A 13,386-nucleotide genomic window follows, 5' to 3' on the forward strand; every position below is an offset into this window, starting at 1 on the left:
CATGTTGCTCTGATGTATCCCTGAAAATGGATTCCCGCTTTCGCGGGAATGACGGCCTCTGGGCAATTTTCGCCACTTTGGGAACCCTGCCGCCGTAGTGACAAAAGTGTTGCAAACGCATCCATTCTTCACACGAATCAAACGCATTCCCGCGCGAATCGAATATTGGAGTACATATAGCGTCGTTATCTTTCCAGGAGACGATGCATGAAGGCCGCGGCCTTGTTTGTGAAAGCATTGGAAGCCGAAGGCGTAACCCGCATTTTCGGCGTGCCGGGCGAGGAAAACCTCGACCTGGTGGAGGCATTGCGAGAATCGCCGATCAAGCTGATCGTGACCCGTCACGAACAGGCGGCCGGATTTATGGCGGCGACGTGGGGCCGGTTGACCGGCGAGGCGGGCGTCGCGCTGTCCACCCTGGGGCCCGGCGCCACCAATCTGGTGACGGCCGCCGCCTATGCCCAGCTTGGCGCCATGCCGATGATGATGATTACCGGGCAAAAGCCCATCCGCACCCACAAGCAGGGCTTGTTCCAGCTGGTGGACGTGGTGGACATGATGCAGCCGCTTACCAAGTACACGCGCCAGCTGGTGTCCGCGGCAACCATTCCTGCGCGCATTCGTGAAGCGTTCCGCCGTGCGGAGGAAGAGCGTCCCGGCGCGGTGCATCTGGAGCTGCCCGAAGATATCGCCCGCGATGAAGTGGACGAATACATCCTGCTGCCCACCGAGTATGCACGCCGGCCTTCGCCCGACGATGCCGCGCTGGTGCAAGCCGCCGAAGCGATCACCAGTGCCAAGCATCCGATCCTGATGATCGGCGCCGGCGCCAATCGCCAACGCACGGCCGTCGCCTTGCGTGCCTTTATCGACAAGCTTGGGATGCCCTTCTTCACGACGCAGATGGGCAAGGGCGTGGTCGATGAGGATCATCCCTTATGGCTGGGCAATGCCGCGCTGTCGGATGGCGACTTCGTGCACCGCGCGATCGATGCGGCGGACGTGATCATCAATGTCGGCCATGACGTAGTGGAAAAACCGCCGTTCTTCATGCAGCGTGGACGGCGCACGGTGATTCACATCAATTTCTCGTCGGCTGAAGTGGACACGGTGTATTTCCCGCAGATCGAAGTGGTGGGCGATATTGCGCATACGGTGGAACGGTTGACCGATGCATTGAGCGCGCAGGAGCACTGGGATTTCCGCTACTTCAACAAGGTGCGCGAAGCGTTTCAGGTGCAGCTTGGCCAGTATGCCGATGACGCCCGTTTTCCGATGCACCCGGTACGCATCGTTGCAGACACGCGCCGCTATATGCCGGACGACGGCATCCTCTGCCTGGACAACGGCATGTACAAGCTGTGGTATGCGCGTTACTACAAGGCGCGTCAGCCCAATACCGTACTGCTCGACAATGCGCTCGCCACCATGGGTGCGGGCCTGCCGTCGGCCATGGCAGCCAAGATGGTATATCCGGAACGCAAGGTGCTGGCGATCTGCGGTGACGGCGGTTTCATGATGAATGCGCAGGAGCTGGAAACCGCGGTGCGTCTGAAGCAGGATTTGGTGATTCTGTTATTGCGCGATGATGCGTACGGCATGATCCGCTGGAAGCAGGCGGAGATGGGCTATACGGATTTCGGCATGCAATTCAGCAATCCCGACTTCGTGCGTTTTGCCGAAGCGCATGGTGCGCACGGCCATCGCCCGCAAAGTGCGGATGAATTCCTCCCTACCCTGCAACGCGCTTTCGACGAAGGTGGCGTGCATCTGATCGACCTTGCTATCGACTATTCCGACAACCACCGTGTGCTCGACGAAGAAATCCGCAGCCTGAGCGCCGCGGTGAAGGAGTGATCATGCTCGAGAAAACCTATCCCTATTACCTGGCGAACGAGGCGCGCACGTCCTCCGAGATGATGGATGTGTACGACAAGTTTAGCGGTGAGATCGCCACCCGCGTAGCCGTGCCGGATGCGCAAGCCACGGAAGAAGCCATTCGCGCCGCCGTGCAGGCGGCCGGGCCGATGAAACGCTTCAAGCCCTGGGCGCGGCAAGCAGTGCTGCAGCATTGCGTGAAGCGTTTCCAGGAGCGTTACGACGAACTCGCGATGGCGCTGTGCATCGAAGCCGGCAAGCCGATCAAGGATGCCGCCGGTGAAGTAACACGCCTGATCGAAACCTTCCGCATTGCTGCCGACGAAGCAGTGCGCGTGAATGGTGAAACCTTGAACCTGGAGTTGGCAGCGCGCCTGGATGGCTACCATGGCTTTACGCGCCGCGTACCGTTGGGGCCGGTGTCGTTCATCACACCGTTCAACTTTCCGTTGAACCTGGTGGCACACAAGGTGGCGCCGGCGATTGCTGCGGGTTGTCCGTTCGTGCTGAAGCCTTCGGAAAAAACGCCGATTGGTGCGTTGATCATCGGCCAGGTGCTGGCGGAGACCGATCTGCCCAAGGGCGCGTTTTCCGTGCTGACGCTCGATGGCAAGCACGCCACGCCGCTGGTGGAAGACGAGCGGCTGAAGCTGCTTTCCTTCACCGGCGGACAGATCGGCTGGGATCTGAAGGCGCGTGCTGGCCACAAGAAAGTGACCTTGGAACTGGGTGGCAATGCGTCTTGCATCGTGGATGCCGACCAGCATGCGAACTTGGACAAAGTGATCGAGCGGTTGATCTTTGGTGCCTTTTATCAATCCGGCCAGAGCTGCATCAGCGTGCAGCGCATTTACGCGCACGCCTCGCTTTACGAGGAATTGAAGCAACGTTTGGTTGCCGCAGTGAAACAGCTCAAAGCCGGTGACCCGAAGGACAAGAGCGTATTTCTTGGACCCATGATCGATGAGGCGGCCGCGACACGCCTGGAAGGCTGGATCAACGAAGCGCAGCAGGCTGGCGGCAAGATCCTGTGCGGTGGCAAGCGCAAGGGCAACATGCTCGAAGCCACGGTGATGGAGCAGGTGCCGAAGGATGCGAAGGTCAATCGCATGGAAGTGTTCGGCCCGTTCGTGCTGCTGGTGCCGTTCGAAAACATTGACGATGCGTTTGCGATGGTCAATGACTCGGATTACGGCTTGCAGGCCGGCATCTTCACCAACAGCCTTGCCCATGGGATGCGCGCGTGGGATGAGCTGGAGCAAGGCGGCGTGATCGTCAACGACGTGCCGAGCTTCCGCGTGGACAACATGCCGTATGGCGGTGTGAAGCTATCCGGCGTGGGGCGCGAAGGTGTGCGCTATGCGATCGAAGATATGTCGGAGATTCGGTTGATGGTGATGCGGGAGACATAATCCCGCGCCTCGTAGGTTGGGGTGCAAACCCCAACGTTGCCATGTCTGCAGGTATGGGGATGTTGGGGTTTGCACCCCAACCTACGCCGTAGCCTCAAGCTCCACGCAAGGCGCCGTTCCCATCGCCCGCAAGCGCATCACATCGCGCAACGGCGGCGCGCCATGTTGCCGGCTGTATTCGCGGCTGAATTGCGAAGGGCTTTCGTAACCGACACGATGCGCCGCCGTGGCCACGTCGCAGCCTTCGGTCAGCAGCAGACGACGGGCCTCATGCAAACGCAGCACTTTCTGGTACTGCAATGGACTCATCGCGGTGATCTGGCGGAAATGGTGGTGCAGCGACGACGGGCTCATGTTCACCATGCTGGCCAGTTCGGCGATGCGCAGCGGCTTGTTGTAGTGCACGCGTAGCCACTGGATAGCGCGGGCGATCTGCTGGCCCTGCCCGCCTGCCGAGGCGATCTGCGCCAGGCGCGTGCCTTGCTCGCCGGTGAGCAGCCGGTACAGCAGCTCGCGTTCGATCAGCGGCGCCAACAGCGCAAGATCCTGAGGCGAGTCGAGCAGGCGCACCAGACGCAGCAGGGGATCGAGTACGTCCCCGCTGACCGGGCTCAAGGCGATGCCGCGGGCGGTGGCGGTGGAAGGCTTGGGTAGCTTCACTTCGGACAGCCATTCGCCAATGCGTACAGGGTCAAGGCGCAAGGTGATGCACAGGCACGGCTGCTGCGGCGAGGCGCGCACTACCTGGGCAGTGACGGGCACATCGATGGAGTTGATCAGGTAGTAGCCATATTCCTGCTCCAGGCGTTCCTCACCCACCAGAATGTGTTTGTTGCCCTGGAGCAGCAGGCCCAGGCAGGGCTCGTACATGGCGCAGCTGCGGTCACTCGGGGAGTCGGCGCGGAAGAACGACAAGGCTGGCCAGGCTGTCTGGGTGACGCCCTCCGCCTGGGCGTATCGTTCAACGATGGCTGTCAATTCGTCGCGATCCTGCTCGAGGCGGGAAAATATCTCGATCGATCTAAGTTGTGTGTTCATGCGGATTGCTGCTTGCCTGGAACGCGTGAAGATTGCCTGTTACTGCAGACCAAAGCGAGCCTTACAGAGGCTATTTGCAGGATCAAGCAAGCATTTAGCAGGATTCGGCTACCGGGCTTTTGCTGCACTGCGCATACTTTGCGGCCTCGACGCCCCTCCCTTGGCTTTACCTCTCTGGAGAACCGCATGGCCCTCAACATCCGCGGCTACGCCGCGCAATCCGCCACCACCCCGATGGCCCCCCATCAGTTCGAACGGCGCGATCCGCGCGCGGACGACGTGGTGATCGACATCCTGTATTGCGGCGTCTGCCATTCCGACCTTCATCAAGCCCGCAATGAATGGGGCAATTCGCTGTATCCGCTGGTGCCCGGTCACGAAATCGTCGGCCGGGTGGCGTCGGTGGGCGCCCAGGTGACCGGTTTCAAGCCGGGCGACCTGGTGGGCGTGGGCTGCATGGTGGATTCCTGCCAGCACTGCGCCGCCTGCGAACAGGGCCTGGAGCAGTACTGCAAGGAAATGCCCACCTTCACGTACAACAGCCGCGACCGCCGCGACGGGATGATGACCTACGGCGGCTACTCCGAGCGCATCGTGGTGAACGACAAGTTCGTGCTGCGCATTCCCGACGGGGTGGACCCGAAAGCCGCTGCGCCGCTCCTGTGCGCCGGCATCACCACCTGGTCGCCGCTGCGCCACTGGAAGATCGGCAAGGATCACAAGGTCGCCATCATCGGCCTGGGCGGCCTAGGCCATATGGGCTTGAAGTTTGCCAAGGCGCTGGGTGCGGACGTCACGCTGTTCACGCGCTCGCCGGGCAAGGAAGCGGAAGCGCGCCGGCTGGGTGCCGACCACGTGGTGCTGTCCACCGATGAGAAACAGATGGCGGCCGTCGCCGGCCACTTCGATTTCATTCTCGACACGGTGCCGCACCAGCACGATCTCAACCCGTACCTCGCCACGCTGAAGATCGATGGCGTGCACGTGCTGGTGGGTCTGGTGGAACCGGTCAACCCGCCGGTGCACGCCGGCAGCCTGATCTTCGGCCGCCACTCGCTGGCAGGCTCGCTCATCGGCGGCATTCCGGAAACGCAGGAGATGCTGGATTTCTGCGCCAAGCACGGCATTGGTGCCGATGTGGAGATGATCGACATCCAGGACATCAACACGGCTTACGGTCGCATGCTCAATAGCGATGTGCGCTATCGGTTCGTGATTGATATGGCGTCGTTGAAGAAGGCGTGATGGTGTTGCTCCTCCCCTGCATGCACATGCAGGGGAGGAATGGTTATGAGTGCCCATCGTAGGTTGGGGTGCGAACCCCAACATCACCATCGGTGCAGAATCCCAACGTTGGGGTTTGCACCCCAACCTACGCATCATGGTGCGCCGTATCTGCTCGGCGGCGCATTCCATCCCAATGCGTTGTAGATGTGATACGTCAGCACGCCGACGTATTCATGCAAAGCCATTTCGGTCAACGCCATGTTCCAGCCGTTGGGGAGCCATGTGGGCCGCGCATTCACGTAATCGGCGCGCACGAGCAAGGCATCCATGCCGAAGTGCTCAAAGAATGTCTGCGCGCGGCGCATATGCACGGCCGACGTCACCAGCACTGTGTGCTGCGGTGCATAGGCCTTGATCATGGGCTGCACGAACTGCGCGTTCTGCCAGGTGTTCAAGCTGTGCGTTTCGAGCATCAGGTCGGCGCGATCCACGCCCATGCTGGTCAGGACATCACCATAAACCTTGGCCTCCGCCTCACCATAGCGGAGCGGATCGCCACCGCTGACGATCAGTTTGCAATCGCTGCCGGTCTGCTTGCACGCGTGGTATAGCCGATAGCCCTCGATCAGCCGATTGCCCGCGAACATCATCGGCCCCACCTGCCCGGTAGCAGGAACGCGTGATGTGCCAATACCCAGCACCACGATGGCGTTGCGCGGTGCCCAGGTCACTGTCGGCCGGGTTGCATAAGGTGCTTGCAGGTGCGTGAGCAGCCAGTCGGGCAAGAGGCCGCAACCACTAGCGGCGAACAGCACGAAGGCCAATCCGTAGCACACCCATCCGCCGCGACCACGGCGAAAACGGACCAGCACGTAGCCCAGGACGCAAAGCAGGAACAACAACAGCAGCAGCATGCAAGTCATCCTTGTCGATAAAAGTTAGCGCCATTCGGATCTGCACCCAAACGACGCGCCGAGTCGTCACAATGCTTGGTGTCTCCGCGGCAGCGCCGGCGGATTCCAACCCATCGCATTGTAGAGGTGATACACCAGCACGCCGGCGTATTCATGCAGCGCCGCGTCGGTCAGCATCAAGCTCTGGCTGTTGGGAAGCCAGGTGAACCGCGAACCCACATAATCGGCGCGCACCAGCAAGGCATCGATGCCGAAGTGCTCGAAGAATGTCTGCGCGCGGCGCATGTGCATCGCCGATGTCACCAGCACCACGCGCTGCGGTGCATAGGCATTGAGCATGGGCTGCACGAATTGTGCGTTCTGCCACGTGTTCATGCTGTGCGCTTCGCGCATGAGGTCATCGCGGTCCACGCCCATGTGCAGCAAGATATCCCCATAGACCGCGGCCTCGGTCTTGCCGACGTTGGATGGATCGCCGCCGCTTACGATCAGCTTGCAGTCGTTGCCGGTCTGCTTGCACTCGCGATACAACGTATAGCTCTCGACCAACCTGTTGCCTGCATACACGGTAGGCGTCACTTCCCCGGTGGCGACGATCAGCGAGTCGCCGACGCCCAGCACCACGATGGCATTGCGCGGCGCCCAGGTTATGTTCGGCCGGGTCGCATAAGGCGCTTGCAAGTGAGTGATCAACCACACAGGCAAGGGTCCGCCGGCGCTGGCCACCAACAATACGAACGCCGCCCCGTAGAACATCCATCCGCCGCGACCGCGGCGAAAGCGGCTTACGACGTAACCCAGCGCGCAAAGCAGGAGCAACAGTAGCAACATGCAGGCCTGATCCCAGTCGAAAAACACGGAGCCTAACGCAGATTGCCTGCATGAAGCCTCTTTCCTCAGGAGCAACGGCTTAAGTTAAGTGAGGTTCTCCCCTACCCTGTCCTACATGACACCGATGTTGCATACCCTCGCCACCCCGTTTCAGCACAGCGAAGAGATTCGCAAAAGCCGCTTTCTCGCCCAGGCGGCGCCGGCGGAAACTCCACAGCAGGCATTGGCCTATGTGCAGCGCGTGAGCGACGCTTCCGCCACGCACAATTGCTGGGCGTATCGCATCGGCCAGGATTACCGCTTCAATGACGATGGCGAACCGGGTGGTACGGCCGGGCGCCCCATCCTGCAGGCCATCGAGGGCCAGGGCATCGACCGCGCCGTCGTGGTGGTGACGCGCTGGTACGGCGGCATCAAGCTGGGCGCCGGCGGCCTGGTGCGCGCTTATGGCGGCACGGCTGCAGAATGCCTGCGGTTGGCCGAGCGTAAGCCCATCGTGGCGATGGCACGGCTGGGCCTGCACTGCGATTTTGCCGACCTGGCCTTGATGAAGGCGCGGCTGAAGGAGCTTGGGGTGGAGATCGAGCAGGAAAGCTTTCAGGCCGAAGGGGTGACGCTGCGGATGCGCCTTCCTGCTGCGCGGGTGGACGAGGCCAGGCTACGTATTGTCGATATCAGCCGTGGGCGGAGCGAAGCGTATGAGCTGGAATGAGTCCGCATTGAATCATCGCAGGCCATCCCTATCTGACTTTCCATATCCCTCACGACGAACCCCATGAGCACGACGCCCGCGAACGATCCCAAGCCCCGTCGCCGTATTGGTTCCCTGAAGCTGCTCTGGCCATTCGTTAAACCGCACCGGATGCTGGCGGTGGGCTGGCTGGTATTCCTGGCCATTTCCTCCGGCTCCACGCTGGTGCTGCCGATGGCCGTGCGGCACATGATCGACCACGGCTTTCGCAACTCCAGCCTGGCGGCGATCAATGCCAGTTTCCTGGGCTTGTTCGTGGTTGCCTTGGTAATGGCTTTTGCGACAGCCGCGCGCTTCTATTGCATATCGCTATTGGGCGAACGCACGCTGGCAGCCTTGCGCTCGAAGTTGTATGCGCACGTGATTCGCCTGGATGTGAGTTTCTTCGAACGCAATCGCGTGGGCGAACTGATTTCGCGCCTGGGTACCGATACCGAAGTGGTGCAGGCGCTGGTGGGCTCCGGCATTTCGGTGGCATTGCGCAGCGCCGTGATGCTGATTGGCGCAACGGTGGCGATGATCTGGACCAGTCCGCATCTGGCCGGCCTTACGGCGCTGGTGATTCCGGCCGTGGTGCTGCCGATCCTGATCTTCGGGCGCCGCGTGCAGAAGCTTTCGCGCGCCAGCCAGGATCGTCTCGCCGATGCGGCGGCGATCGCCAATGAAACGCTCAATGCCGCACCAGCAGTTAAAGCGTATGCGCGCGAAAACATCGAGACCGAACGCTACGGCAATGCCATCGCACGCGCCCTGTCGACCGCACGGCAGCGCATCGGCATGCGCACGATGCTTACCGCAGCAGTGATCGTGCTGTTCTTCGGCGCGATCACGCTGGTGCTGTGGGTGGGTGCGCGCGATGTGCTGGAGGGCAGTCTGGATGCCGGTGTGCTGGCGCAGTTCGTGGTGTACGCGATGCTTTCCGGCGGATCGATGATGGGCCTTTCCGACGTATGGGGCGATGTGCTTCGCGCAGCCGGCGCCATGGAGCGCATCAGCGAACTGTTCAACGAAGACGCCACGATTGCCGATCCGCTCCATCCGCTCGCCTTGCCGCATCCGGTACGCGGTGCCTTGCGTTTTGAAGACGTGGAATTCCATTACCCCACCCGCCCGGATGCTCCCGCTCTGCACCAGTTCAATCTGGATATCCGCCCTGGCGAAACGGTAGCGTTGGTCGGCCCATCGGGTGCGGGCAAGAGTACGGTGTTTGCATTGCTGTTGCGCTTCTACGATCCACAGCGCGGACGCATTTGTTTCGATGGTATCGATCTTCGGGCCATGAGCTTGCCAGGATTGCGTGGTGCCATTGCCCTCGTACCGCAAGAAACGGTGATTTTCGGCGGCACCACGGCCAACAACATCCGTTTTGGCCGCCAGGACGCAAGCGATGAGGAAGTGCGCGCCGCGGCACGAGCTGCCGAAGCACACGATTTCATCCAGATGCTGCCGGACACTTATGAGGCGGAATTGGGCGAGCGCGGCGTGCGCCTGTCCGGCGGCCAGCGCCAGCGCATTGCCATTGCACGCGCGATTCTGCGCAACGCACCGCTGCTGCTGCTGGACGAGGCAACCTCTGCCCTGGACGCACAATCGGAGGCGGCGATCCAGCAGGCTCTGGAGAGGCTGGAAAAGGGGCGCACCACCCTGGTGATCGCCCACCGGCTGGCGACCGTGCAACGCGCGGATCGCATCGTCGTGATGGATGGCGGACGCATCGTGGCGCAAGGTACCCACGAGAGCCTGTTGGCGGAAGGCGGGCTTTATGCGGAGCTGGCGCGATTGCAGTTTGTGGCTTGATGGACGGTGTCGGGACCGGCCTCAAAATAGCCGGCACGTTTTTCGAATATCGTATTTTCGATTTCCAATGACCGATTTTCGATAACCGTTTTTGCTCGATCTAAAAAATCACCCAAAAAGAAAGCCCTGCATAAGCAGGGCTTTCTCGTTGAAGCATGGTAACAACGACGGTTTGATTAACCCGCGAGTTCGACGCCTGACGCCTGGGCACCCTTCGGGCCCTGAGTCACTTCGAACTTCACGCGCTGACCTTCTTGCAGGCTGCGGAAGCCCTTGGCGTTAATCGCTGAGAAGTGGACAAACACGTCCTCCCCACCGTCCTCGGGTGCGATGAAGCCGAAACCCTTGGCATCGTTGAACCACTTGACCGTACCGAAACGCATTTGCGTGAACCTCTGAATCTAAGGACTGGATGCACCAAGTCTCCGCGAGAACCACCTCTACCCCTAGGTCCGCCGCCCCTGGCACAGGCGAAGTATCCTCATGTTTTCAGGCAAAGCGCAATATGCACCCGCGCAAGCTGTGGTTTAGGCCGGGTAGCATGGTTAGCTTTTGAGCACTTCAGCAAGGATGGGGGGCACTGCCGCGGTCGCCGCCGCCAGGTGCGCGAAGATTTCCTCGATGCTGATTTCAGCCTCGTCGCCGCAACCGGCGGCAAAGTTGGCAACCAGCGCCAGGCAGGCGTAATCCAGTTCCAGTTCGCGTGCCAAGGCTGCTTCCGGCATGCCAGTCATGCCGACCAGATCACAGCCGTCGCGCTTCATGCGCGCGATCTCCGCACGGGTTTCCAGGCGCGGCCCCTGAGTGGCGCCATAACAGCCACCATCGATCACCGCGATACCAGCCCGCTTTGACGCTTCAACCAGGGCGGCGCGCAGGGAAGCGGTATACGGTTCGCTGAAATCGATGTGCTTGACCTCGGCGCCTTCCACATCGCAGAAACTTGTGTAGCGGCCATGGGTGTAGTCGATGATCTGATCCGGCACGACGATGGCGCGCGGCCCCATGTCATGGCGAATGCCGCCCACCGCGTTCACACCCACGACCCGACGTGCGCCCAGATGGTGCAAGGCCCACATATTGGCGCGGTAATTCACCCGATGCGGCGGCAAGGTGTGGCTTTCGCCGTGGCGGGCAAGAAAGGCAATGCGGCGGCTGACAAAATCACCCACCACTACATCACCAGAGGCCGGGCCATAGGGTGTGTCGATGCTTTGCCGCGTGGCGTTTTCCAGGCCCGGGAATTGATACAGGCCGCTGCCGCCAATGACGGCGAGGTCGATGGGGTGTGACATCATGCTTTCCTGTCGCTAACACCTTAGAGCTGTCATTTCCGCGAAAGCGGGAACTCATATTGCTCTTTAGTGGAAATCGAAAAATGGATTGATGGTTCCGTGATTATTCTTTCAACGCGTATATGGCAGGCAGATTACGGCCCTGCTCGTAATAATCCATGCCATAACCGAACACATAGCGATCGGGCAGATTCACGCCGTTGAAATCGCTTTGAATGCCTTCCACACAACGGTCGTGCAATTTGCAGCATAGCGTCGCGACCAGCACGCGTTTGGCACCACGACGCAGGCAGTCGTCACGCACGGCCTTGAGGGTGTGTCCTTCGTCGAGAATGTCATCCACCAGCAACACGGTGCGGTCTTGCAGTGCCGCGACAGGCTCGCGCAGCCAATGCAGCTCGTTGCCGGAGGTGGCGCCGCGGTAGCGCGTGGCGTGGACGTAGTCGAATTCCAGGTCGGTGCGGATCGACAGCGCGAGTTGGGCGCCGAACATCAGCGCGCCATTCATCACGGTGAGGAATACGGCACGTTCGCCGTCGAGCGCCGCGTCGATGGCGCGCCCCAAATGGGCGATGACGCCTTCCAATTCTTCCCGCTTGAACAACAGATCGGAGCGGGTCAAAGCTTCGGCCAGCGAAGGAACCGACGTGGTTGTGCTCATAGCAAAGCCCTTTAGCTATTCAATGCGGTAACGCGCGCGACGAAATGATCGCGCTGCGGATTATCGAGCAGACTGGCCCATGTCGAACCGACGGCGCCGCGCAAGGCGGCGACGCGCTGCATGCTCGCTTCGGAAGACGCGGGCATCGCGGCAATGGCTTGCTCGACCACGTCGGGGAAACAGGCGAGCACCAGATCGCAGCCTGCTTGCAGGTGCGCATGCACGCGCTCTGCCACGCCACCTGCAGCGCCGGCCGCGGCCATGCTGATGTCATCGCTGATGACGGCGCCATGGAAGCCTAGCTCTCCGCGCAGGATGTCCAGAATCCAGCGGCGCGAGTAGCCGGCCGGCTGGTCGTCCACCTCGGGGTAGACCACGTGCGCCATCATCACGGCTTCGGCATGCGCCGAGAAACCTTCCAGGAATGGACGCAGATCGTTCTGGCGAATTGCATCCAGCGGGCGCGGATCGATCGCCTGCGCCTTGTGCGTGTCGACGGCGACCGAGCCATGGCCGGGAAAATGCTTGAGTACGGCCGCCATGCCACCCAGGTGGATACCACGCACGTACGCATGGGTCAGCTCGCCGGCAATATCGGGATCGGCATGAAAAGCGCGCGTGCCGATGGCGGCATTGCCGCGCGCGAGATCGGCAACCGGCGCGAAGCTGAAATCAATACCGCTGGCGCGCAATTCGCTGGCCATCAGCCAGGCGTGTTCTTGTGCTAACTCGATGGCTTCGTTGGGATTGCGGTCGTATACCTCGCCGATTTTCATCAGGGGTGGCAAGCGAGTGAAGTCGGTGCGGAAACGCTGCACCGGGCCGCCTTCCTGATCGACTGCGAGAAGGAAATCTTCGCCGGCCACATCGCGAATGGATTCCACCAGTGCCAGCAATTGCTCGCGATGGCTGTAGTTGCGCGAAAACAGGATCACGCCAGCCACACCCGGCGCCGTAAGCCATGCATGCTCATGCCGGAGCAGTTCGGTGCCCGCAATACCGATCAGCAGCATCAGGCGCCCTCCCCGGCCTGCACATCGGTGGCGTTGCGCTCGTCCTCGTTCCACTCGGCATACGGATGCTCAAGCAGGTTGACGTTGTAGTAGCGCGCCAGGCTGCTTACCTCGCGGCCCAGCCAACCGGGACGCGGATAGGCAGCATGCGTCTCGGGCAATTCCAATTCCGCCACGACCAGACCGTTGTTGGTGCCGAGGAATTCGTCGACTTCGAACGTCCAGCCTTCGACTTCCACGTGATGGCGAACCTTTTCGAGCACACCGTTGCACATGGTATCCAGCATGGCTTGTGCATCGGCGAGTGCCAGCGGCAATTCGTATTCCGCGCGCGCGATGCCAAGCTCTACCGATTTGATGTTGAGCCAAGCTTGCTCGCCGCTGATGCGCACGCGCACGGAAGCACGCGCAGTACCTTCGCGCAGTGCACGCACGTCAACCAGATAGCCTTGCGCAATGTGCTTGCTGGAAGCGATTGCCTTGCGCCAATCGTCGTTGGCGAGCAGGAATTTGCGTTCGATTTCGATGCCCATTTACAGATATTAGAGCCTGTTTGCGATTTCGGCGTA

13 protein-coding genes are annotated in these 13,386 nt (G+C 61.1%); 5 read left to right on the forward strand and 8 right to left on the reverse strand.

Going from position 1 to position 13,386, the window contains the following annotated elements:
• The first annotated feature begins 207 nt into the window (after window positions 1-207).
• Together IEX75_RS00630 and IEX75_RS00635 are read left to right on the forward strand one after the other, a co-directional pair.
• A complete protein-coding gene (locus IEX75_RS00630; RefSeq protein WP_188792346.1) occupies window positions 208-1,857 on the forward strand; it encodes an acetolactate synthase large subunit in 1,650 nt (549 codons plus the stop codon).
• Between the two features lie 2 nt (window positions 1,858-1,859).
• Window positions 1,860-3,290: an aldehyde dehydrogenase family protein gene (locus IEX75_RS00635; RefSeq protein WP_188792347.1), complete on the forward strand. Its 1,431-nt coding sequence runs from the start codon at window positions 1,860-1,862 to the stop codon at window positions 3,288-3,290.
• An 81-nt stretch (window positions 3,291-3,371) separates the two neighbouring features.
• On the opposite strand, the gene IEX75_RS00640 is transcribed toward IEX75_RS00635, so the two are convergent.
• A complete protein-coding gene (locus tag IEX75_RS00640) occupies window positions 3,372-4,328 on the reverse strand; it encodes an AraC family transcriptional regulator (RefSeq protein ID WP_188792348.1) in 957 nt (318 codons plus the stop codon).
• A gap of 186 nt (window positions 4,329-4,514) precedes the next feature.
• Here IEX75_RS00640 and IEX75_RS00645 point away from each other — a divergent pair, with 186 nt between their 5' ends.
• Window positions 4,515-5,573 carry an NAD(P)-dependent alcohol dehydrogenase gene (locus IEX75_RS00645; RefSeq protein ID WP_188792349.1) on the forward strand — a complete coding sequence of 353 codons (1,059 nt, stop codon included), beginning with the start codon at window positions 4,515-4,517 and terminating at the stop codon, window positions 5,571-5,573.
• A gap of 134 nt (window positions 5,574-5,707) precedes the next feature.
• Here the strand turns inward: IEX75_RS00645 and IEX75_RS00650 are convergent, their stop codons facing one another.
• Together IEX75_RS00650 and IEX75_RS00655 are read right to left on the reverse strand one after the other, a co-directional pair.
• Window positions 5,708-6,469, reverse strand: coding sequence for a YdcF family protein (locus tag IEX75_RS00650; RefSeq protein WP_188792350.1), 762 nt, complete (start codon window positions 6,467-6,469; stop codon window positions 5,708-5,710).
• 66 nt (window positions 6,470-6,535) lie between these two features.
• Complete coding sequence (locus IEX75_RS00655; RefSeq protein WP_188792351.1) at window positions 6,536-7,300, reverse strand: YdcF family protein; 765 nt, start codon at window positions 7,298-7,300, stop codon at window positions 6,536-6,538.
• Between the two features lie 115 nt (window positions 7,301-7,415).
• Between IEX75_RS00655 and IEX75_RS00660 the strand changes: the two genes are divergently transcribed.
• The gene (locus tag IEX75_RS00660) at window positions 7,416-8,012 is read left to right on the forward strand and encodes an IMPACT family protein (RefSeq protein WP_188792352.1); all 597 of its coding nucleotides are present in this window, start codon (window positions 7,416-7,418) and stop codon (window positions 8,010-8,012) included.
• Between the two features lie 63 nt (window positions 8,013-8,075).
• Window positions 8,076-9,848 carry an ABC transporter transmembrane domain-containing protein gene (locus IEX75_RS00665; protein ID WP_188792353.1) on the forward strand — a complete coding sequence of 591 codons (1,773 nt, stop codon included), beginning with the start codon at window positions 8,076-8,078 and terminating at the stop codon, window positions 9,846-9,848.
• A 176-nt stretch (window positions 9,849-10,024) separates the two neighbouring features.
• Here the strand turns inward: IEX75_RS00665 and IEX75_RS00670 are convergent, their stop codons facing one another.
• The 5 genes from IEX75_RS00670 to IEX75_RS00690 all read right to left on the reverse strand — a co-directional run bounded on the left by IEX75_RS00670 (window position 10,025) and on the right by IEX75_RS00690 (window position 13,350).
• Window positions 10,025-10,231, reverse strand: a complete 207-nt coding sequence (locus IEX75_RS00670; protein ID WP_131150454.1) for a cold-shock protein — start codon at window positions 10,229-10,231, stop codon at window positions 10,025-10,027.
• A gap of 162 nt (window positions 10,232-10,393) precedes the next feature.
• On the reverse strand, window positions 10,394-11,146 hold the full coding sequence (locus IEX75_RS00675; RefSeq protein WP_188792354.1) for an S-methyl-5'-thioinosine phosphorylase: 753 nt from the start codon (window positions 11,144-11,146) through the stop codon (window positions 10,394-10,396).
• Window positions 11,147-11,246: 100 nt separating this feature from the next.
• Window positions 11,247-11,804 carry a hypoxanthine-guanine phosphoribosyltransferase gene (locus tag IEX75_RS00680; RefSeq protein WP_188792355.1) on the reverse strand — a complete coding sequence of 186 codons (558 nt, stop codon included), beginning with the start codon at window positions 11,802-11,804 and terminating at the stop codon, window positions 11,247-11,249.
• A gap of 11 nt (window positions 11,805-11,815) precedes the next feature.
• Entirely contained in the window at window positions 11,816-12,817 is a 1,002-nt protein-coding gene (gene nagZ / locus IEX75_RS00685; RefSeq protein ID WP_188792356.1) for a beta-N-acetylhexosaminidase, read from the reverse strand.
• Window positions 12,817-13,350 (reverse strand): CYTH domain-containing protein, encoded by a 534-nt coding sequence (locus tag IEX75_RS00690; RefSeq protein ID WP_188792357.1) that lies wholly within the window; start codon window positions 13,348-13,350, stop codon window positions 12,817-12,819. The genes nagZ and IEX75_RS00690 overlap by 1 nt, the downstream gene beginning before the upstream one ends.
• Window positions 13,351-13,386 lie beyond the last annotated feature (36 nt).

Source organism: Dyella nitratireducens, assembly GCF_014642835.1.
Lineage (GTDB): Bacteria > Pseudomonadota > Gammaproteobacteria > Xanthomonadales > Rhodanobacteraceae > Dyella_B > Dyella_B nitratireducens.